Below are 19988 nucleotides of genomic sequence, written 5' to 3' on the forward strand. Positions count from 1 at the left end.
GGGCTCAGTAGTCCGCGAGGTCGATCTCGGTGCCCGGGGGGAAGACCTCGACACCCCAGGTGTGGACCTTGGGGTCGTCGGGTGCGCCGAGGACCGCGAAGCCGAGGGCGTTGAAGGCGATCCCGGCCTCGGACTCGTCGCCGCGCAGGCCGAGCGCGGTCAGGTCCCGGTGCACGTCCTCGTAGGAGGGACCGAGCAACCGGACGCCGCGGTAGAGGACTTCGGGGCCCAGCTCGACGGAGATGAAGTGCACCCGCTGCCGGTCGTCGTAGGACAGGGTCAGACCCCAGAGGTAGAAGTAGTCCTCCGGGCCGTCGGGGCGGCGGAAGACCGCGGGGTCACCGCCGAGCCGGGCGACGGCGTCCGCCCGGTCCTGCCCGAAGCGGACGACGTCCAGTCCCTCTCGGCCCTGGATCAGGTAGCGCTTCACGCAAGAAGAACGATCACGGCGCCGCGGGTGTTCCGGTACGCCGTGTGAGTTTCCCCGCGCCCCGGGTGCCTTTCGGACGCGGCGAGCGGGGCCGCATACTGCAACGCCGGCCGCACGGGGGCGGCTCGGTGAGCGTGGGGAGAGGGCATATGACGGCAGGGACGATCAGCGCGGCGGCGGCCGGCAGCTGGAAGCTCGGCGACCCGGAGGTCAACCGCCTCGGCTTCGGCGCGATGCGGCTGACGGGCAACGGCATGGCCGGAAACGGCGCCGGCGCCCCGATCGACCGCGACGTGGCGGTCACGGTGCTGCGCCGCGCGGTCGAACTCGGGGTGAACCACATCGACACGGCGGCGTTCTACTTCTCGCCGCTGCGCTCCGCCAACGAGCTGATCAACCGGGCACTGGCCCCGTACCCCGACGACCTGGTCATCGTCACCAAGGTCGGGCCCGGGCGCGGTCCTTCGGGCGAGTGGCTGCCGGCGGCCACGCCCGGGGAGCTGCGCGGGCAGGTCGAGGAGAACCTGCGCCAACTCGGCCGCGACCACCTCGACGTGGTGAACCTGCGCCGGATGGGCGAGGAGTCGATCGCCGAACACTTCGGCGCCCTGGCCGAGTTGCGCGACGCGGGCCTCATCCGCCACCTGGGCATCTCCAACGTCCGACCCGAGCACCTCGCCGAGGCCATGGCGATCGCGCCGGTGGTCTGCGTGCAGAACCGGTACGGGCTCGACCACCAACGCGCCGACGACAACGGCCTGTTGGACCGCTGCGGCGAGCAGGGCATCGCGTTCGTGCCGTTCTTCGCGATCTCCGGGGAGCGGCGGGAAGCGCCCGCGGCCACGGGTGGCGTGTACGACGACGAACTCCTCGCCGTCGCCCGCGCGCACGGGGCGACCCCCGCGCAGATCCGCCTCGCCTGGACCCTCCACCGCGCCCCGCACGTCCTCGCCATCCCGGGCACCGGCAACCCCGCCCACCTGACCGAGAACGTCGCCGCCGCCGCCCTGCGCCTCTCCCCCACCGACCTGGCCCGCCTGTGAACCCCTGAACCCCCGAGCCACGGCGCGAAACGGGCGCGTCGTGTCAGGCCCGTTCCCGTAGCCACCACGGCCAAGGCGTCACAGGACGTCCTCCAGCCGGCGGGTCCGCCGCAGCGGGCCCGCCAGCAGGATCACCGGCGAGACGAAGGCCAGCCCGCACACCAGCCACAGCGCTCCCCGGTTCCCCCAGAGGGCGGAGACAGCCCCCGCGGTCAGCGCGCCGAAGGGGATCGCTCCCCAGGACACGAACCGCACCGTGGCCATCACCCGGGGCAGCAGATCGGGCGGCGTCGTCGTCTGGCGGTGCGTACGGGTCAGGATGCTCAGCACCACCACACCCGCGCCGAAACCGGCGTTGCCCAGGGCGAACAGCAGCAGGCCCGCGCCGCCGCCGGCCAGCGGCATCAGCAGTGCCGCGCACGCTCCGGCGCCGCCCGCGAACAGCAGCGCCCGCGCGCTTCCGACCGCCGCCGCCAGCCGAGGGGTGACAGCCGCGCCGATCAGGCTGCCGACTCCCTCGGCGGCCATCAGCGCGCCGACCGCCACCGCGGGGGCGCCCAGGGTCCGCACCAGGAAGACGGGGATGAGCGCGGTCAACCCGCCGCAGACGAAGTTGACCGAGGTGGCCATGGCCACGCACGGAGCCACCACCCGGTGCCGTACGACGTATCTCCATCCCTCCCGGATCAGGGCGAACGTCCCGGCCCCGGCACCCGCGCCTGACCCGCCATCCGACCGGGCGCCCGCGGGACCCGACGCGGCACCCGTGCCCGGCGCCGCGACCCGCGGGCGCCCTTCCGCCCGGGGCAGCGTCCGCAGCAGTGCCGCCGACGCCAGATAGCTGACCGCGTCGACGACCAGGGTGGCCGCCGCACCCGCGAACTGCACCAGCATTCCGCCCAGCGAGGGCCCGGCCAACTGGTTCACCGCCTGCGTGCCGGAGGTCAGGCTGTTGCGCGAGGTCAGCTCCTCCTTCGGGACCACCGACGGCAGGAACGTCGCGTTGCCCACGTCGAAGACGACGCTCGCCAGGCCGACCAGCAGCGCCACCACGACGAGTTGCGCCAGCCGCAGCGCACCGATCGCGGCGGCCACCGGCACCGAGGCGATCGCCGCCGCCCGCACCAGGTCCATCGCCACCTGGGTGCCCCGCAGCGGCAGCCGCTGGACCAGCACCCCCGCGGGGAGGCCGATCAGTATCCATGCGGCGAACTCCGCCGCCGTGACCAGACTGACCTCGAAACCCTCCGCGCCCAGCGCTCCCACCGCGATGAGCGGCAGCGCGACGGAGGTGACCGCGTCGCCGGCGCCGCTGACGGTCGAGGCGGTCCAGTACCGCCAGAACACCGCGGCCCGCCCACGGGCCGGGCGCGCCTTGCCCCCGGCTCCCTCCGCGCGTTCCGAGACGGCGCCCGCCGAGCCGGAACCCTCCGGGCTCTCCCGCGCGTCGCGGTCGGCGCCGTGCACCTCCGTACCGGACATGACGTCCCCCATGAGAAGTAAGTCTCTAAAGGAGACTCGCTATAGAGGTCGGGAGGAACCCGGTGGCAAGGTGGGGTCATGCGCTATTCGAGGGTCGCGGACCCGGACTGCTCCATCGCCCAGGCGCTCGCGGTCGTCGGCGACTGGTGGACGCTGCTGATCGTGCGCGACATCGCCGGCGGGACCCACCAGTTCGACGCGCTGCGCGACGCGCTGGGCATCAGCCGCAAGGTGCTCGCCGATCGGCTGGCCGCCCTCGTCGGGGACGGCGTGCTGGAGAAGCGGCTCTACCACGCCCACCCGCCGCGCCACTCCTACCACCTCACCCGTGTCGGCCAGGGCCTGCTGCCGGTCCTGGTCGCGCTGCAGGACTGGGGCGGGCAGTACGTGATGGGCGACGGCACGCTCTCCGCGACCAGCCCGGCCGATTCCGCCGAGACCCGGCGGGTGCACGCGCTCGTCGGTGCCCGCGTCCCGGAGACGGTCCTGCCCGCGGCCCCTTCCGGCGAGCCGTGGGACACCCCCGCGGAACGCGATCCGGTCGCCGGCGAACCGTGGACGGTCCTGTACTGCTTCCCCGGCGCCTACGCCCCGGATGTCCAGGGCTACCCGCCGGGTTGGGGAGAGATCCCCGGCGCCGCGGGCTGCACCCTCGAGTCGTGCACCTACCGCGACCGGCTTCCGGAGTTCGAGGAGCGCGGCGCCCGCGTGTACGGCGTCAGCACCCAACGTCCGGACCAACTCGCCGCGTTCGCCGAACACGCGGGCATCACGTTCCCCCTGCTGTCGGACGCCGACCTGCGGCTGACCGCCGCACTGCGGCTGCCCACCTTCCGTGCGTCCGGACTCGACCGCCTCAAGCGCCTGACCCTGCTGATCGACGCCGAACGCACCGTACGCGGCGTGCTCTACCCCGTCCCGGACCCGGCCGGCTCGGTCGGCGACGCCCTCGCTCTCCTCGACGAGGTCACAGCCGCCGACCAGCGACTTCCCGGCCCCCGTTGAGAACGCGCACGTCATGTCCGTACATCGCCCGCGGCTGCCCGCGCGCCGCTCGCGTCCGGTGATCGTGGTGGCACCGACCCGGGACACGGTCGGGCGGGAAGCGGTCCGGCGGAAACGTGCCGGCCGACGGGTCGCTCGGCACCGACGAAGTCATCAGCGGCGGTGGGAGCGCAGTTCGTCGAGGAGGGCGCGCAGTACCGCGAGGCGGTGGGCGGATTCGGAGGGGGTGGAGGGCCTGAGCGCCGTGCGGGCGGCGTGCGCGGCGAGCAGCCCGAGGAGGAGTCTGACCGCGGCGCCGCTGACGGCGGCGCAGGCCAGAACCCATGCGGCGGCTCCCATGGTGGGTGTGAGCATCTTCGATCCCTTGTCCGGAACTGACGGCGGACCTCCGGTCTAGCGCGACCGGCGGCGCGGCCGCTTACCCGCGGTCGCGTGGAGTCGGCCGGCCGGGCCCGAACTCCGCGCACCTGCGCCCCTGGTGGCGGCGCGAGGGAGCGGGCAGCATCCCGGGCATGGACGACATGGACGAGCCGCGGGGCCCTCGGGGGAAGCGGAGCCTGCCCTTCCCGTACGACCAGGATCTGTCCGGGGTGCTGAACAACCTCAACCGCCGTACCCGCTGGGGGCGTGACCGGCTCGCGAACGACCGGGTCACCGCCGCGCTCCTGGCGGCCGGCATGCGGCTGCTCGTGGCGCATCTCGGCCCGGGCGGCCGCAGCCGCGTCAACAGCGAGCGCCTGCTGCTGGGTTCCCTCTCGCAGCGCAGGGTCGCCGAGGAGTTCGCCGCCGGCCCGCAGCCCTTCACGCGGTACGGCAACGGGGTGTCGATGCTGCGCGACCGCTGGAGCCCGCACTCGGACTTCGTCACCGACCTGATCAACTTCGCGGTGTGGCGGGAGAACTACCGGCCGGAGTTCCGGGAGCGGCGGGTCGCCCACATCAAACGGCTGGTGCACGGACCGGACTTCGTACGGGCCGTGCACGACATCGCCTACCAGCACACCGCCGAAGGGGTCCGGCTGCCCTCCGTCCGGCTCGGCCTGGCGCTCATGACGGCCGCCGAGGGGGACGAGGAGGTGACCCGGATCATCTCCACCGTGTACGAGGACTACCTCGGCTCGTGGAAGAAGCTGTACGAGACGGTGCTCCGCGAGCGGCACTTACGGCTGCGCAGGGGGCTCACCCTCGACGACCTGGCGAACGCGCTGTCCGCGGCGACCGACGGGATGACGCTCAGGGCCATCGGCGACCCCGCCTCCGGTGTCGTCGACCACGACCGCCGCGGTTCCCTGATGGGCACGGTCGCGCTGGCGGTGATCCACGCGTTCCTGGAGCCGGACGACGACGCCGACGGCCTCACCCTGGAGCAGTCCGTGGCGGCGCGGTTCGGCCGACGCCCGCACTGAGCAGGCAGAACGGCGGAACCGGCACATGGGTGGGGCCCGCGTCCTCGGGGGGAGTAAGGACGCGGGCCCCGGTGGGGCGGGCGCGTGAGGACGCCCGCCGGTGAGAGGAACGATCAGCAGGCGCCGAGGTCGCTCCAGACGCCCCATTCGCCGGTGGTGCCTGGCTCCTCGTTGGTGGTCCACCACTTGGCCTGCCAGTTGTGGCCGTTCCAGGAGACCTGGTCGCCGCCGGTGTAGACCGCGCTGGAACTCCAGGACGCGAGCGTGCAACTGCCGCCGCTGCCACCGGTGGTGCCGCTCGACGTGCCCGTCGAGGTGCCGGTGGACGTGCCGGTCGAGGTACCCGTCGAGGTGCCGGTCGACGTGCCGCCGTCCGTCGTCCCCGCCGTGGTGCCGGAGGATGTGCCGCCGTCGGTGGTCCCCGCCGTGGTGCCGCCGTCGGTGCTACCCGACGAGGTGCCCGTGGAGGTGCCCCCGCTGGTGGTCCCCGTGCCGGAGCAGTCCGAGGCCGACCCGTTGGTCGCGGTGACGATCTTGTTGAAGAGCGTCGCCGAGGCGTCCAGGTCGAGCAGCGAGTACATCATCGACCCGCCGAGCCCGTTGCAGTGCGCGTAGTTCGCCTTGGCCGTGATCGACTGGTCGCTGAGCCCGGTCCAGAAGGTGGACCCGTTGTAGAAGTAGGCCGACTGCGACTGCGCGTCGTAATAGGTGTCGGCCGGGTTGTCGACGACCCCGGTCAGCTCCTTGTAGTACGCGATCCCGGCGGTCGCGCTGATCCCGCGCGCCGCGGAGGGGCCGCTCGCGGGCTGGTAGAGCCCGTGGTTGCTGCCCGCCGCCACGCCGTCCCAGCCGCGGTAGTAGAGCGGATAGCCCATGGTGACCTTGCTCGCCGGCATGCCGCCTGGGATGCCGTAGGCCGGATCGCCCTGGGTCCACGCCTTGATCGCGTTGTCGGTGCTGTACTTCTCGTTGCCCGGCGGGATCACCGCGGAGGGGTCGCTCGACGACTGGTAGAGCGGGTCCTGCTCGTTGGTCGGGCCGGTGGCCTCGAACCCGCCGTGCATGTCGTACGTCATGACGTTCGCGTAGTCGAGGTACTGCCCGATCTTGTCGGTCTCGATGTTCGCGATCTTGTCCTGGCCGGACGGCAGGGCCGCGGTGAGCAGCAGGTGCTTGCCGCCGTTGGCCGAGCCGTACGCGTCGAGTTCGGTGCGGAACTCGGCGAGCAGCTTGGTGTAGTTGGCCTTGTCGTCGGCGCTGTAGTGGTTGCCGACGTGGCCGCCCGGCGAGCCGGGGTACTCCCAGTCGATGTCGAAGCCGTCGAAGATGCCGGCCGCGCTGCCGTTGCCGCCGTAGCCGCCCTGCTCGGGCAGGTTGCCCTTGATGAACATGTCGATGCAGGAGCTGACCAGCTTCTTGCGGCTGGCGTCGGTCGCCGCGGCGTCGGAGAAGTACTTGGAGTACGTCCAACCGCCCAGCGAGACCAGGATCTTGAGGTTCGGGTACTTCGCCTTCAGCTCCTTGAGCTGGTTGAAGTTGCCCACGATCGGCTGGTTGTAGACGTCGGCGGTGCCGTTGACGCTGATGTCCGAGCCGAACGACTTCTGGTAGTCGGCGAAGGCGTCGCCCGCGCCGTCACCGGCGTTCGGGTCCTGCTCGTTGGTGGAGTCCGACGCCTTGGTCGCCTCGAAACAGGTGAGGTTGGTCGGGTCGATGTTCTCGAACGAGTAGTTGAGGACGTCGAGCTTGCCGGCCAGGCCCTCGGTGTCGAGGTTCTTGGGGTAGAAGGCGTTGCCGTAGACGCTCCACTGGTCGTAGTAGGCGATCTTGGCCCCGCCGCTGCTCGCGGCGGCGGCCGCGGGCTTTGCGGCGGCCGCGGGCTTCGCGGCCGTGGTGGCGGAGTCCGCCTGCGCGGTGCCGAGGCCGCCGACCAGGGCGGTGAACAAGCCCAGTCCGACGGCGGCGCTCGTGGCGGCGGCCACGAACACTCTCTTCCTTGACCTTGACTGCACAAGGACCTCCGGGGGGAGAAGGAGGAACAACAGGGGGCGACCAGCATGGTTAACCCTTGGTCAAGTGCACGTCAATGGTCTGAACCAGACTTGGACTAGACCAATCTGGTGGCGACGGGGTGCGGCGGCCCGCTCGGCACCCCGGGCGCGGCCGCCCGCGGGCCGCGATGACAAGCGGCTTTAAGTCGCGCTTAAGCCGACGCCGCCGCTCACCCGCGGCGCCGGACCACCGACCCGCCGGTAACCGGCCTTTAACCGGCGCGGACGCGGCGCGGACACGCGAAGGAGCCGCCGCCGGCCTCTCGACCGACGACGGCTCGTCCGTTCAGTTCGTCCGTTCCGCCCGTGCGCCCGGCGGGGCCGGCGGGTCGGCGCGCGCTCAGGAGGTCGCGGCGACGTCCTTCGGGAAGTCGTACGCGTCCGCGATGAGTTCGTACGAACGCAGCCGGGCGGACGGCGTGTGCGCGTTGGCGGTGATCACCAGTTCGTCGGCGCCGGTGCGCTCCACCAGTTCATCGAGCCCGGTGCGGACCGCCGCCGGGTCGCCGTAGATCACGTTGCCCAGCCAGGAGTCGACGAAGTCCCGCTCGATCGCGCTGAACTGGTACGCCGCCGCCTCGTCGGGGGTCGGCACCAGACCGGGGCGGCCGGTGCGCAGCCGCAGCATGCTCAGCGCGCCGGTGAGCACCTGCCGGCGGGCCACCTCCGGGTCCTCGGCGGCCAGCGCGGCCACGCCGATCGAGGCGTAGGGGCGGTCCAGGACGGCGGAGGGGCGGAACGACTCGCGGTACAGCGCCAGCGCGGGCAGCGTGTTGACGGCGGAGAAGTGGTGCGCGAAGGAGAACGGCAGCCCGAGCGCTCCGGCCAGCTGCGCGCTGAAGCCGGAGGACCCCAGCAGCCACACGCTCGGCCGGGCCGGGGACTGCACCCCGCCGGGCGAACTGCCCTGCACCGGGCCGGGGATGGCGTGGATACGCGCGTAGCGGTGGCCGTCGGGGAAGTCGTCGTCCAGGAACCGGGTCAGCTCGGCGAGCTGGCGCGGGAAGTCGTCGGCGCCCTCGTGCAGGGTCTCGGTGCGGCGCAGCGCGGCGGCGGTGGCGCCGTCGGTGCCGGGGGCGCGGCCCAGGCCCAGGTCGATCCGGCCGGGCGCGAGCGCCTCCAGGGTGCCGAACTGCTCGGCGATCACCAAGGGCGCGTGATTGGGCAGCATGACCCCGCCCGAGCCGAGCCGCAGGGTGCCGGTGTGGGCGGCGAGGTGGGCGAGGATCACCGCGGGCGAGGAACTTGCCACGCCGGGCATCGAGTGGTGCTCGGCGACCCACATCCGGTGGTACCCACGGGTCTCGGCGACCCGGGCGATCTCCACGCTGGTGCGCAGCGCGTCGGTGGCGGTGAAGCCGCTGCCGACGGTGGCCAGATCCAGTACGGACAGGGGCACCGGCGCGCTCCCGCGGACCGTCCCCCGGATGCCGTGTCCCGGGTCGGGCAGGCTTGCGTCGGCCACGGTGGGCGCCTCCTTGGTCGTCGATCGTGGTGCCCTCGGACGGGTCCGGCCCGCCGGGGCGAGGTGCTGTGCGGGCGCAGAGCGTCCGATGGGTGCAACCGGAGCGCGCGACCGCCTTATTCCCACCCCCACGTGCTCCCGGCACACCCCGCCGGAACAGCAATTGCAGATCACCCCGAAGAGGGCAATGACCATGTCATATGCCAGCGTGCCCTCTTCCTGCATATACGGCTGTGAGCGGTCGGAACAACCTTCAACCACCTCTCAACCACCTCTGCCGGAAAGCCTATTGGCGCTATCGTGGAGTATCGGTCCTACCGCGGGTCAGGCCTTGACACTGACCCACGACCAGCGGTGGGGCCAGGCACGCAGACGGTCTTACCTTGCAGGGGGTCACCGTGGCGCTGGAGCACCGACAGGTTGGACCGGGGGTGTACGCGGTCCAGTACGCACTGCGCGTGCTGGAGTCCGTGAACACGCATCGCGACGGCGTCAGCGCCGAACAGCTCGCCCGCGAGATCGGCGTGCCGCTGAGCTATCTCAGCCAGTTGCTCTCCATGCTGCGCCGCGAACGCTACCTCGGATTCCTGCCGGGCGGCGGCTATGTGGTCGGCGAGTCCCTGGTCCTGCTCGGCGCCGCCAACCGCGACATGGCGCTCGCCGAGAAGCTCAAGGAGATCCTGATCAAGCTGCGCGACGAGGTCGACGCCGCCGTCTACTTCAGCCGGTACGACGACGGCGAGGTGCGGATCATCGACTTCGCCGACGGCCCGAAGGCGCCGAAGGTCAACGAGTGGGTCGACTTCCGCTCCGCCGCCCACGCCAGCGCGGTCGGCAAGTGCCTGCTCGCCCAGCTCGACCACAACGGCCGCCGCGAGCACCTGTCCCGGCACCGTCCGGCCCGGCTCACCTCCCGCACCGTGATCGACGACCGGGTGCTGCTCACCAAGCTGGAGCGGCAGCCCGCCAGCGTCCCCACCCTCGACCTGCAGGAGTACGCGGTCGGCACCGTCTGCGCGGCCATCCCGGTCACCATCGGCAACACCGTCGCCTGCCTCGCGCTGTCCATGCCGTACACCCAGGCGCACCGGCTGCGCCCGGCCGTGGACACCCTGCACGAGCGGGCCGCTCCGGTGCTGCTGAGCATGAGCATCTGATTTTCTTCGCGGCCCCGCCATGCGGTACGATCTCCATGTCAGCAGGCGCCGCTAGCTCAGTTGGTTAGAGCAGCTGACTCTTAATCAGCGGGTCCGGGGTTCGAGTCCCTGGCGGCGCACCTGAGGTGAGGCCCCTCGCGCGAGCGGGGGGCCTTTTCCATGCCCACTCGCTGCCGCCCCGAGCCCGCCCGATGCCGCCCGCCCGCTCTTCCTTCCCCCGCCCGCGCGGCCCTCAGCTCCAGTGCGCCGGCCGGTCCAGCCCCGGCGCGATACGGGTACGGGCGTCGCCGCGCGCCGCGTTCACCTGGGACTGGGTGAGGAACAGCGCCCCGGTCAGGTCCGCGCCGCGCAGGTCCGCGTCCCGCAGGTCCGCGCCGATCAGGTCGGCCAGCCGCAGGTCCGCCCCGCGCAGGTCGGCCGCGATCAGGCAGGCACCGCGGAAATCGGTGCCCCTCAGGTCCGCGCCGCGCAGCCGGGCGCCGACGAGGTCCGCGCCGCGCCGGTCGGCACGGCGGCGGCCGGGGGCCTGCGCCCTGACCAGCTCGCTCCCCCGCAGCAGCAGCGGGTTGACCGCGGCGCGCTCGGCGTCGAGGTCGAGCGCGGCCAGCCGGTCCGGGTCGAGGCCGGTCAGCGCCCGTACCCGGGACAGTTCGCGGTCGGCGGCCGGGTGCACCGCGGCGGCGGCCGGCCGGTCGCGGACCTCGGTCAGGTAGGCGAGCAGTTCGTGCAGCTGGCGCATCCGGGGCAGCGCGTCGAACATCGCCCGGCCGCCGTCGGGGGCGCCGCGCCAGTCCCGACCGCCGAAGGTGACCTGGGACACCTGCTGGCCGGCGCCGAAGCAGTCGTAGACCGTGCAGCCGCGGTAGCCGTCGGCCCGCAACCGGGTGTGGATGCCGCAGCGGTGGCCGTCGGTGAGGTTGCCGCACGGCTCGCCGGAGCGCTTGTCGGCCGCGAAGTCCGCGGAGCGGGTGAAGGCGAGGGCCACGCAGCACAGGCCGAAGCAGTTCCCGCAGTCCGCCCGCAGCTCCGGCAACTGTCCTGACCGGGCATCCCCTGCGCTCACCGCGCTCCTTCCGTACGGCCGTTCCGCGGGCGGGGTCGGGCCCCGCCCGCGGTCCATGGTGCCGCACGGCGCCGGGTCAGTTCGCGGCGGACCGGCTCGCGGCGGGCGCGGCCGGGAAGACCGCGGGCTTGGCCGCGGTGTAGAGCCAGCTGGTGAAGAAGGCGCTCAGGTCCTTGCCGGACAGGTGCTCGGCGAGCGACTCGAACTCGGCGATGGTGCCGTTGCCGTAGCGGTGCCGGGTCGGCCACGCCTTGAGCAGCTTCAGGAACGCGGTGTCGCCGATGGTGTCGCGCAGCGCCTGGATCGCGACGGCGCCGCGGTCGTAGACGGCGTCGTCGAACTGGTTCGCGGCGCCCGGGTCGCCGGGCTTGACGGTCCAGAACGCGTCGTCGGCCGGGTGGGCGTCGTAGACCTGCTGGGCGAGTTCCTGCGGGGTGCCGGTGTGCTCGTGCTCGGCCCACAGCCACTCGGCATAGCCGGCGAAGCCCTCGTTGAGCCAGATGTCGGACCAGCGCTCCAGCGAGACGCTGTCGCCGTACCACTGGTGGGCCAGCTCGTGCGCGACCACCGAGGTGTCCGGGCCCTTGGTGAAGAACTTCGGGCTGTAGAAGACCCGGGTCTGCGTCTCCAGCGCAAAGCCGGCGGTGACATCGGGGACGTAGCCGCCGGCCGAGTCGAACGGGTACGGCCCGAAGTAGCCGCTGAGGAAGTCGACGATCTCGCCGGTGCGCTCGACGCTGGCCTTGGCGTTGGCGGCGGTGGCCGGGTCCAGGTCGGGGCTGTAGGCGTTGACCACGGGCACGCCGGTGCCGGTGCGGGAGCGGGTGATGTCGAAGTGCCCGACCGCGAGGGTGGCGAGGTAGGTGGCCTGCGGCTTGTCCTCCACCCAGTGGAAGCCGGTCCAGTCGCCGCTGGTGTGCTGCGAGACCAGCACGCCGTTGCTGATCGCCTGGTCGCCCTTGGGCACCCGGACGTTCACGTCGTAGGTGGCCTTGTCGGCCGGGTGGTCGTTGCTGGGGAACCACCACCACGCGGATTCCGGCTCGTTGGCGGCGACCCCGCCGTCCGGGGTGCGCATCCAGGAGGTGAAGCCGTAGCGCTGGACCTTCGAGGGCACCCCCGAGTAGGTGACGGCGACGGTGAGGCGGTGCCCCTTGCCGATGGTCCGGTCCGGGGTGACCACCAACTCCTGCTCGCCGCTGGAGGCGAAGCGGGCCGGCCGGCCGTTGACGGTGACCTTGCTGACGTCCAGCGCGAAGTCCAGGTCGAAGCTGGTCAGCCCCTGGGTGGCGGTCGCGGTGACGACGGTGGTGCCGGAGAGCGTGTCGGTGGTGGGCTGGTAACTGAGGTCGAGCGCGTAATGCGAGACGTCGTAGCCGCCGTTGCCGTACGTCGGGTAGTACGGGTCGCCGATGCCCGGGGCGCCCGGGCCGGCGCTCGCCGCGGATGCCGGGATCGCCAGCAGTCCGAAGGCGGTGGCGACGGCGGTGGACGCGATCAGTCGGAAACGCACAGGGGTTCCTCCAGCGCGGGGTCTGCATGTACCCGGCCACGGTGGCAGGTACATGCAGACCCTAGGAAGAGACCGCCGCCTCTGCCACCCCTGATCCCCCTGCCGTCGCACAACTTTCACCCGGCGCAACACTGCGCGCAATTCCCTGCCGCCGGGATGTTTGCGGGCTGGGTCGGGTGGGGTATCGCTCGGCATCAGGTTGCACGCACAGGTGAAGCTGGGAACGTTGGAACTGTTCGGAGCGTTCCTGGTCATGGCGGTGCCGGTCCCGACCGGCGGTTGTTCCGTGGCCTGGGAGGCGGGCGGCTGACGCGGCCGGGAAGGCCAGATAGGTACACCATGTGAAGAACGCCTGGGTTCGAGCCGTACAGCGGCTGGAGAGCGACTACCTCTCCCGCATGGGCCTGTCCCTGCCGCTGGCGGCTCTCGTCATCGTGGTCGTCGCCGACCTGCTCGCGGGCAGGGACCACTTTCTGACCCCCGGCATCGTGGCGGCGCCCCCGCTGGCCGCGATCACCGTCAGCTGGCAGCGCACGCTGTTCATCAGCCTGCTCGGCGTCGCCATCCAGGGCGCCCTGTCGCCGTACGACGGCGTGACCGACATCCCGAACCACGACGTCCTGTTCGGCCAGCTCTTCGCGTACTGCCTGGTCAGCCTCTTCAGCATCTACATCGCCTGGCGCCGGGAGACCGGCGCGAAGGCGTTCACGGCGATCACCTCCGTCGCCGAGGCCGCCCAACACGCCCTGATGCACCCGCCCGCGCCCCGCGTCGGCACGCTCCGGCTCGCGGTGCGCTACGTCTCCGCGGCCGATGCCGCCCAGATCGGCGGCGACCTCTACGCCGTCCTGGACACCCCGCACGGCGTGCGCGCGCTCATCGGCGACGTCCGCGGCAAGGGGCTGGCCGCCGTGCAGACCTCGGCGGTGGTGCTCGGCGCGTTCCGCGAGGCGGCGTACGACGAGGGCGGGCTCGACACGGTCGCCGCGCGGGTCGACACGAGTGTGGCGCGGCACGTGGACACCGGGGACTTCATCACCGCGCTCTTCGCGCAGTTCGACAAGCCGGACAGCGTCGAGTTGCTGCACTACGGCCATGTGGCGCCGCTGCGGGTCTCTCGCGACGGCTCCGTGGAGACGCTGGAGCCGGTCGATCCCTGGGTGCCGTTGGGGCTCGCGGACATGGTCTCGACGTCATCGCCCGCGCAGGTGTCCGCGCCCGGGTCCGGGTCTTCCGACGCCTCGGCCCGTGCCGCGCGGGGGCCCGCGCCCTGGCGGGTGCCGCTCCTGCCCGGGGACATCCTCGTGCTGTGCACCGACGGTGTGATCGAGGCGCGCAGCCCCCGCGACAACTCCTTCTACCCGCTTTCGGAGCGGGTCGGCCCCCTCGTCGCCGGCTGCGGCCACGACCTCGACGGCGCCGTCGAGCGCGTCTACGCGGATCTGTTGCGGCACGCCGGCGGTTCCCTCGCCGACGACGTCGTCCTCCTGCTCCTCTCCCCCATCCCCCGCCCCCTCCCCACCCACCCCCCGGACCCACCCCTCGTCTAGCCGCCCCGCCGTCCCGGTCGCGGTCTCGTTCCCGACCACAGCCCCGTGCTGGGCTGAGCGCGCAGTTCCCCGCGCCCCTGTTGGGGCTGATCTGCGCTGTCGTCCGCGGGTTCCCCCGCCCCTGGGTGGCGGGGTCTGCGCGAAAGGAGCCGCACCTGCACAGGGGCGCGGGGAACTGCGCGCTCAGCCCACCACCGAGGGGTGGTCCCTCCACCGACAGAACGCACCACCCCGGGGGGTCAGGGCCCCCTACGGGTCACCCGCTCCAGGGCGAGGAGGACCGACTCGTACGGCTCACCCGTGGCGTGTTCCATGGCCAGTTCGCACATCCGGTTCGCCGAGAGGTGGGCGTCGAAGGCGCGGGCGGCGACCTCTTCCGCCTCGGGGCGGGTCGCCGCGGCGGTGAGCGATTCGTGGAGCATGCCCCGGTCCCCGGCGAAGCCGCAGCACCCCGCGTCGTCGGGGACGACGACGTCCTGCGCGCAGGCCCGGGCGACAGCCTCAAGCGCGGTCACGCCGTCGCCGGTGCCGGCGGCGTCACCGAGGTGGACCGCCGCGCAGGTGGGGTGCAGGACCACGGACTCGATCGGCCGGGTGACCACCAGCTTGGGCAGGAGCTGGCCGGCCGCCCAGGCCACCGCGTCGACGACGGTCAACTCCCCGTGCAGTTCGCGGTTGGCGTCGGTGAGGTAGGGCACGACCTCGCGGGAGAGCCCGAGCGCACAGGATTGGGCGTCCACGACCACGGGCAGCCGCCCGCCGCCGGTCCACGCCCAGGCATGCTCCACGACCCGGTTCGCCATGACCGCGTTGCCCGCGTCGTACCCCTTGGAGTGCCAGATGGTGGCGCAGCAGGCGCGGGTCGCGTCGGGCGGAATCCACAGCGGCTGCCCGGCCCGCTCGGCGAGGGTGACCAGCGCCTGCACCACCCAGCCGCGGCCGCTGCCTCGCGGCGGGCCGAAGATCCGGTTGACGCACGAGGGGAAGTAGACCGCGGCGGCGCCCTGCCGCTGCGTCCGCGGCAGGTGCGGCGCGGCCCCCGGGGTCTCCGGCAGCCATTCGGGGACGAGTTCGGGCCGCAGCGCCCGGCGGGCGAGCCCGCTCGCGGAGGTGAGCGGGCGGTCGCCGGCCCGGTCGCGTACGGCGCCGGCCGCGCCGAGGCCGGCGCGGACGGCCCGTTCCACCGTGGGCCAGTGGGTGGCGAGCGAGGCGGCGGCACGCTGCTCGGCGCGGGTGTGCCCGGCCCGGCGGAAGTCCCTCATCAGCGCGCCGGTGTCGATGCCGACCGGGCAGGCGGCCGCGCACAGCGAGTCGCCGGCGCACGTGTCGACGGCGTCGTGGCCGTAGGCGTCGAGGAGTTCGCGGAGCACCGGCGAGCCGGCCGGCTGCCGGAACATCTCGCGGCGCAGCACGATCCGTTGCCGGGGGGTGGTGGTCACGTCCCGGCTGGGGCAGACCGGTTCGCAGAAGCCGCACTCGATGCAGGGGTCGGCGGCGGCCTCGGTGGCGGGCAGCGTCTTGAGGCCGCGCAGGTGGCCGCGCGGGTCCTGGTCGAGGACGACGCGGGGGGCGAGGATGCCGTCGGGGTCCAGGAGCGCCTTGACCCGCCACATCAGGGCGGTGGCGCGCGAGCCCCACTCCAACTCCAGGAACGGAGCAAGGTTGCGCCCAGTGCCGTGTTCGGCTTTCAGCGACCCGTCGAACCGCTCGGTGACGGTGTGGCAGAAGTCGTCCATGAAGGCGGCGTACCGCTCCACGTCGGCCGGGTCGGCCGCGTCGAAGGCGAGCAGGAAGTGCAGGTTGCCGTGGGCGGCGTGGCCGGCCACCGCCGCGTCGAAGCCGTGTCGCTCCTGGAGCGCCAGCAACTCCGCGCACGCCTCGGCCAGCCGGGCCGGCGGCACCGCGAAGTCCTCGGTGATCAGGGTGGTGCCGGGCGGCCGGCGACCGCCGACCGCGGCCACGAAGGCCTTGCGGACCCGCCACAGCCGCCCGATCGTCTCGGGGTCGCGGCTGAAGTCGTTGCCGGCCGAGGGCACCGGCGCGACCAGCCCGAGGTCGTCGCAGACCCGGCGCGCGGCCCGCTCGTACGCGGCCAGCTCGGTCTCGTCGGTGGCCTGGAACTCCACCAGCAGTGCGGCGCACTCCGCCGGCAGCCCCTCCCAGTCGGCCGGCACCCCGGCCACGCCGACGGACGCCCGCAGCACATGGCCGTCCATCAGCTCGACGGCCTCCGCGCCGGCCTGCGCGAAGAGCGGCACCGCGGCCGCGGCGGCGTCGAGCGTGGGGAAGAAGAGCAGCCCGGCGGTGGCGGCGGCCCGGACCGGCAGCGTCTCGTAGACCGCCTCGGCGACGAAGCCGAGGGTGCCCTGCGAGCCGACCATCAGCCCGCGCAGGATCTGCACCGGGGTCTCGGCGTCGAGGAAGGCGTCCAGCCGGTAGCCGCTGGTGTTCTTGATCGCGTGCTTGGCGCGGATGCGGGCGGTCAGCCCCGGGTCGCCCTCGATCTCGTCCTTCAGGTCCAGCAGGCCCTGGTGCAGCTCGGGTTCGGCGGCGGCCAGCGCCGTGTCGGCCTCGGGGTCGCCGGTGTCCACCACGGTCCCGGACGGCAGCACCGCGGTGAGCGACACGACCGTGCGGTAGGAGTCGCGGCTGGTGCCGGCGGCCATCCCCGAGGCGTTGTTCGCCAGCACCCCGCCGATCGTGGCGGCGCCCGCGCTGGCCGGGTCGGGCCCCAGCACCCGCCGGTGCCGGGCCAGCGCGGCGTTCACCCGGGCCAGTACGGTCCCGGGCAGCACCCGGGCGCGGGCGCCGTCGGCCTCGACCTCGACCCCGCTGAAGTGGCGCCGCACGTCCACCAGGATGTCCTCGCCCTGCGCCTGCCCGTTCAGGCTGGTGCCGGCCGCCCGGAAGACCAGGTTGCGGCGCTGCCCGCGGGCGTAACCCATCAGCTTGACGACGTCCTGCACGCTGTCGGGGACCACCACGACCTGCGGCACGAAGCGGTACGGGCTCGCGTCGGAGGCGTAGCGCACCAGGTCGGAGATGCCGCCGAGCACCTTGCCCGGGCCGAGCAGCACTTCGAGGTCGGTGCGCAGCCCGTGCGGGGTGCCGCCCGCGCGGGCCTCCTCGACCCGGTCCGGCGCCGGACGCACATCCGCGGCGGGCACGGGCCGCCACCTGTCCCCCCGCGGGTCACGCTTGGGCATCCGGACCTCCGATAAGGGGATCGTCACACCGCTTCGCACACCGTTCCGCCGGCCACTCCGTACGCCGTTCCGTCCGTCGTCCCGCCGGCTGTTCCGTCCGTCGTCCCGCCGATCGTCCGGTACGGAACCCCGCCGGGCGTTCCGTCCCCGTACGCGCCCATCTCGATGGGCACCCTTGCACCTGTCCGCACCCTAAGCCCCGCTGCCGGGCGCCGCGCGCGAGCCGGTCAGGGAGGCATAGACCACGACGTTCGCCGAGTACGCCTGCCGCGCGCTGTCGAAGTCGCCGCCACAGGTGATCAACCGCAGCTCGGGGCGGTCCGCGGCGTCGGAGCCGTAGACCCGGGTCGCGTCGAAGTGGTCCTTCGGGACCACCTCCACCGCCTCCACCGAGAAGTCCGCGACCGAGTGGTCCGCCCGGGTCACCGCGACCAGCGCGCCGGGCTTGACCGTGCTCAGCGGGAAGAAGACCGCGGGACCGGTCTCGGTGTCCACGTGCCCGACGATCAGCGCCGCGCCGGCCGTCCCCGGGGTCGGGCCGCCGGTGTACCAGCCGGCCACCTTCGGGGTCGAGTACGGCGGCGGGTCGATCGTGCCGTCGGTCAACCCGCGCCCGACCAGGTCGGCGTGCAGCCCGACCGAGCCGATGTCGAGCCGGACCGGGTCGGACGCGGGCAGCGGGACATGGGCCGCGTACAGGTGCGGCGGGTGGTCGTTCGCCGCCGCGGCCTGCGCACGGACGGCCCCGGCGGCGGCGGTACCGCCGCCGGAGCCGTGTCCGACCAGCCAGGCCGCCAGCAGGAGCAGTCCGACCGCCAGGGCCGTCCACGTCTTGCTGTCGGGCCTGGCCCGGGTGTCGGCCTGGACCGCTTCCGCGTCCTCCCCTTCGGGCATGCCGGTCAGCCGCGGGCCGCGCTGCGGCGCCGGTAGAGCGCGAGACCGGCCAGGCCGGCCGCCGCGACACCACCGGTGACCAGCAGCGGAGCGGTGCTGCCACCGGCCGCCGCCGGACCGGCGGCGAGCTGCTCGGCGCCACCGCTGCGGGCGGCGAGCTGCCGGGCCGCGCCGCCACCGCCGGCCGGCACCGGATTGACCGGGTGGATCGGGTTGACCGGCGTGACGCTGCTGCTGGTGCTGACCGTGATGGACGCGCTGGCGGAGCTGGTGCCGTCCTGGCAGCGCACCGCGATCGCGTACGAGCCCTGCACGGCGTCGGACCTGATGAACGCGTCACCCTCCATGCCCCGGCCGCCGCCGGCCGGGGCCAGGGTCACGGTGTCCACGAACACGTCGGCGCTGGCCGTCGCGCTCTTCCCGGCCTTGCAGGAGGTCGCAAGGTGCAGGGAGACCACGCCGCCGGGGGCGACGGTCCGCGGCGAGACGTCCATGCTGCCCGCGCCGGACGACGAGCTGCTCGACGAGCTCGACGAACTGGACGAACTGCTGGACGAGGAGCTGCCCGCCCCTCCCCCGCCGTCGTCGGCGACGGCCGGCTTCGGCAGTCCGGAGACGCCGCCCACGGCGAGCACGGCGACGGCGCCGGCAGCAGCGACGGCGGGCAGTTTCAGACCAAACATGAGGACCTCCGCTCAGCCGGGAGCGGGGACCCGCGCCCGGTGCTTACGAAGATTCCGCCGCCCGGCGCCGCCCGCACTCCGAGCGGCGGCTCAGTGGTCCATTGGGGTGACTATTCGTCTACGGAGAGTAAAAACGGCGCGTCCGGCTCACAGGTGCGGGCCGACCGCCGTAGAGGGTGCCGCAGCCGCGGGGTGCCGGTGCCGGGGGGGTGCCGGTGCCGAGGGGGTGCCGGTGCCGAGGGTCAGATCTCGTCGACGAGGTCCGCGATCGAGTCGACCACCCGGGACGGGCGGAAGGGGTATCGGTCGATGTCCCGGCGGGTGGTCAGCCCGGTGAGCACCAGGAACGTCTCCATGCCGGACTCCAGCCCGGCCAGCACGTCGGTGTCCATCCGGTCGCCGATCATCGCGCTGCTCTCGGAGTGCGCGCCGATGACGTTCAGCCCGGCCCGCATCATCAGCGGGTTCGGCTTGCCGACGAAGTACGGGTCCTTGCCGGTCGCCTTCGTGATCAGCGCCGCCACCGAGCCCGCGGCCGGCAGCACGCCCTCCGGCGAGGGGCCGGTCTGGTCGGGGTTGGTGCAGATGAAGCGGGCGCCGCCGTTGATCAGCCGGATCGCCTTCGTCAGCGCCTCGAAGCTGTAGGTGCGGGTCTCGCCGAGCACCACGTAGTCCGGGTCGTGGTCGGTCAGGACGTAGCCGACGTCGTGCAGCGCGGTGGTCAGGCCCGCCTCGCCGATGACGTACGCGGTGCCGCCCGGCCGCTGGTCGTCGAGGAACTTCGCGGTGGCCAGCGCCGAGGTCCAGATGTTGCCCACCGGCACGTCAAGACCCATCCGGGTCAGCCGCGCGTGCAGGTCGCGCGGGGTGTAGATGGAGTTGTTGGTCAGCACCAGGAACGGCTTGCCCGACGCCCTGAGCCCCTTGAGGAACGCGTCCGCGCCCGGAATCGGGGTGCCTTCGTGGATCAGCACCCCGTCCATGTCGGTCAGCCACGACTCGATCGGCTTGCGTGTCGACACGGCTCGCTCTCCTGTCCT

General features: G+C 73.0%; 16 protein-coding genes and 1 tRNA gene. 6 read left to right on the top strand and 11 right to left on the bottom strand.

Annotated elements, in window-relative coordinates; all coding sequences use genetic code 11:
• Nucleotides 1–4: 4 nt before the first annotated feature.
• On the bottom strand, nt 5–430 hold the full coding sequence (locus OG370_RS15000; RefSeq protein WP_328464450.1) for a hypothetical protein: 426 nt from the start codon (nt 428–430) through the stop codon (nt 5–7).
• A 149-nt stretch (nt 431–579) separates the two neighbouring features.
• Between OG370_RS15000 and OG370_RS15005 the strand changes: the two genes are divergently transcribed.
• Nucleotides 580–1473 (top strand): oxidoreductase, encoded by an 894-nt coding sequence (locus OG370_RS15005; RefSeq protein WP_328464452.1) that lies wholly within the window; start codon nt 580–582, stop codon nt 1471–1473.
• 78 nt (nt 1474–1551) lie between these two features.
• Here OG370_RS15005 and OG370_RS15010 read toward each other — a convergent pair whose 3' ends face one another.
• Nucleotides 1552–2955, bottom strand: a complete 1404-nt coding sequence (locus tag OG370_RS15010) for an MFS transporter (RefSeq protein WP_328464454.1) — start codon at nt 2953–2955, stop codon at nt 1552–1554.
• 78 nt (nt 2956–3033) lie between these two features.
• On the opposite strand from OG370_RS15010, the gene OG370_RS15015 reads away from it, so the two are divergent.
• A complete protein-coding gene (locus OG370_RS15015; protein ID WP_328464456.1) occupies nt 3034–3960 on the top strand; it encodes a winged helix-turn-helix transcriptional regulator in 927 nt (308 codons plus the stop codon).
• Nucleotides 3961–4113: 153 nt separating this feature from the next.
• On the opposite strand, the gene OG370_RS15020 is transcribed toward OG370_RS15015, so the two are convergent.
• On the bottom strand, nt 4114–4314 hold the full coding sequence (locus OG370_RS15020; RefSeq protein ID WP_328464458.1) for a hypothetical protein: 201 nt from the start codon (nt 4312–4314) through the stop codon (nt 4114–4116).
• Between the two features lie 158 nt (nt 4315–4472).
• Here OG370_RS15020 and OG370_RS15025 point away from each other — a divergent pair, with 158 nt between their 5' ends.
• Nucleotides 4473–5366 (top strand): hypothetical protein, encoded by an 894-nt coding sequence (locus OG370_RS15025; protein WP_328464460.1) that lies wholly within the window; start codon nt 4473–4475, stop codon nt 5364–5366.
• A 113-nt stretch (nt 5367–5479) separates the two neighbouring features.
• Here OG370_RS15025 and OG370_RS15030 read toward each other — a convergent pair whose 3' ends face one another.
• Nucleotides 5480–7348, bottom strand: a complete 1869-nt coding sequence (locus OG370_RS15030) for a glycosyl hydrolase family 18 protein (RefSeq protein ID WP_328464462.1) — start codon at nt 7346–7348, stop codon at nt 5480–5482.
• A gap of 409 nt (nt 7349–7757) precedes the next feature.
• Nucleotides 7758–8882 (bottom strand): LLM class flavin-dependent oxidoreductase, encoded by a 1125-nt coding sequence (locus OG370_RS15035; protein WP_328464464.1) that lies wholly within the window; start codon nt 8880–8882, stop codon nt 7758–7760.
• A 398-nt stretch (nt 8883–9280) separates the two neighbouring features.
• On the opposite strand from OG370_RS15035, the gene OG370_RS15040 reads away from it, so the two are divergent.
• Both OG370_RS15040 and OG370_RS15045 read left to right on the top strand, forming a co-directional pair.
• Nucleotides 9281–10039 carry an IclR family transcriptional regulator gene (locus tag OG370_RS15040; RefSeq protein WP_328474113.1) on the top strand — a complete coding sequence of 253 codons (759 nt, stop codon included), beginning with the start codon at nt 9281–9283 and terminating at the stop codon, nt 10037–10039.
• Nucleotides 10040–10084: 45 nt separating this feature from the next.
• Nucleotides 10085–10158, top strand: a tRNA-Lys gene (locus tag OG370_RS15045).
• 113 nt (nt 10159–10271) lie between these two features.
• On the opposite strand, the gene OG370_RS15050 is transcribed toward OG370_RS15045, so the two are convergent.
• Nucleotides 10272–11159, bottom strand: a complete 888-nt coding sequence (locus tag OG370_RS15050) for a pentapeptide repeat-containing protein (RefSeq protein ID WP_443060674.1) — start codon at nt 11157–11159, stop codon at nt 10272–10274.
• Between the two features lie 19 nt (nt 11160–11178).
• Complete coding sequence (locus OG370_RS15055) at nt 11179–12615, bottom strand: M1 family metallopeptidase (RefSeq protein ID WP_328464468.1); 1437 nt, start codon at nt 12613–12615, stop codon at nt 11179–11181.
• A gap of 341 nt (nt 12616–12956) precedes the next feature.
• Here OG370_RS15055 and OG370_RS15060 point away from each other — a divergent pair, with 341 nt between their 5' ends.
• Entirely contained in the window at nt 12957–14165 is a 1209-nt protein-coding gene (locus tag OG370_RS15060) for a PP2C family protein-serine/threonine phosphatase (protein WP_328464470.1), read from the top strand.
• 239 nt (nt 14166–14404) lie between these two features.
• Here OG370_RS15060 and OG370_RS15065 read toward each other — a convergent pair whose 3' ends face one another.
• The 4 genes from OG370_RS15065 to OG370_RS15080 form a co-directional block, all read right to left on the bottom strand.
• Nucleotides 14405–17371: an FAD-binding and (Fe-S)-binding domain-containing protein gene (locus OG370_RS15065; protein WP_328464472.1), complete on the bottom strand. Its 2967-nt coding sequence runs from the start codon at nt 17369–17371 to the stop codon at nt 14405–14407.
• Nucleotides 17372–17563: 192 nt separating this feature from the next.
• Complete coding sequence (locus OG370_RS15070) at nt 17564–18265, bottom strand: class F sortase (RefSeq protein ID WP_328464473.1); 702 nt, start codon at nt 18263–18265, stop codon at nt 17564–17566.
• A 5-nt stretch (nt 18266–18270) separates the two neighbouring features.
• Nucleotides 18271–18948 (bottom strand): hypothetical protein, encoded by a 678-nt coding sequence (locus tag OG370_RS15075; protein ID WP_328464475.1) that lies wholly within the window; start codon nt 18946–18948, stop codon nt 18271–18273.
• A 242-nt stretch (nt 18949–19190) separates the two neighbouring features.
• The gene (locus OG370_RS15080; protein WP_328464477.1) at nt 19191–19970 is read right to left on the bottom strand and encodes an HAD-IIA family hydrolase; all 780 of its coding nucleotides are present in this window, start codon (nt 19968–19970) and stop codon (nt 19191–19193) included.
• Nucleotides 19971–19988: the final 18 nt, after the last annotated feature.

This window comes from Streptomyces sp. NBC_00448 (assembly GCF_036014115.1).
GTDB lineage: Bacteria > Actinomycetota > Actinomycetes > Streptomycetales > Streptomycetaceae > Actinacidiphila.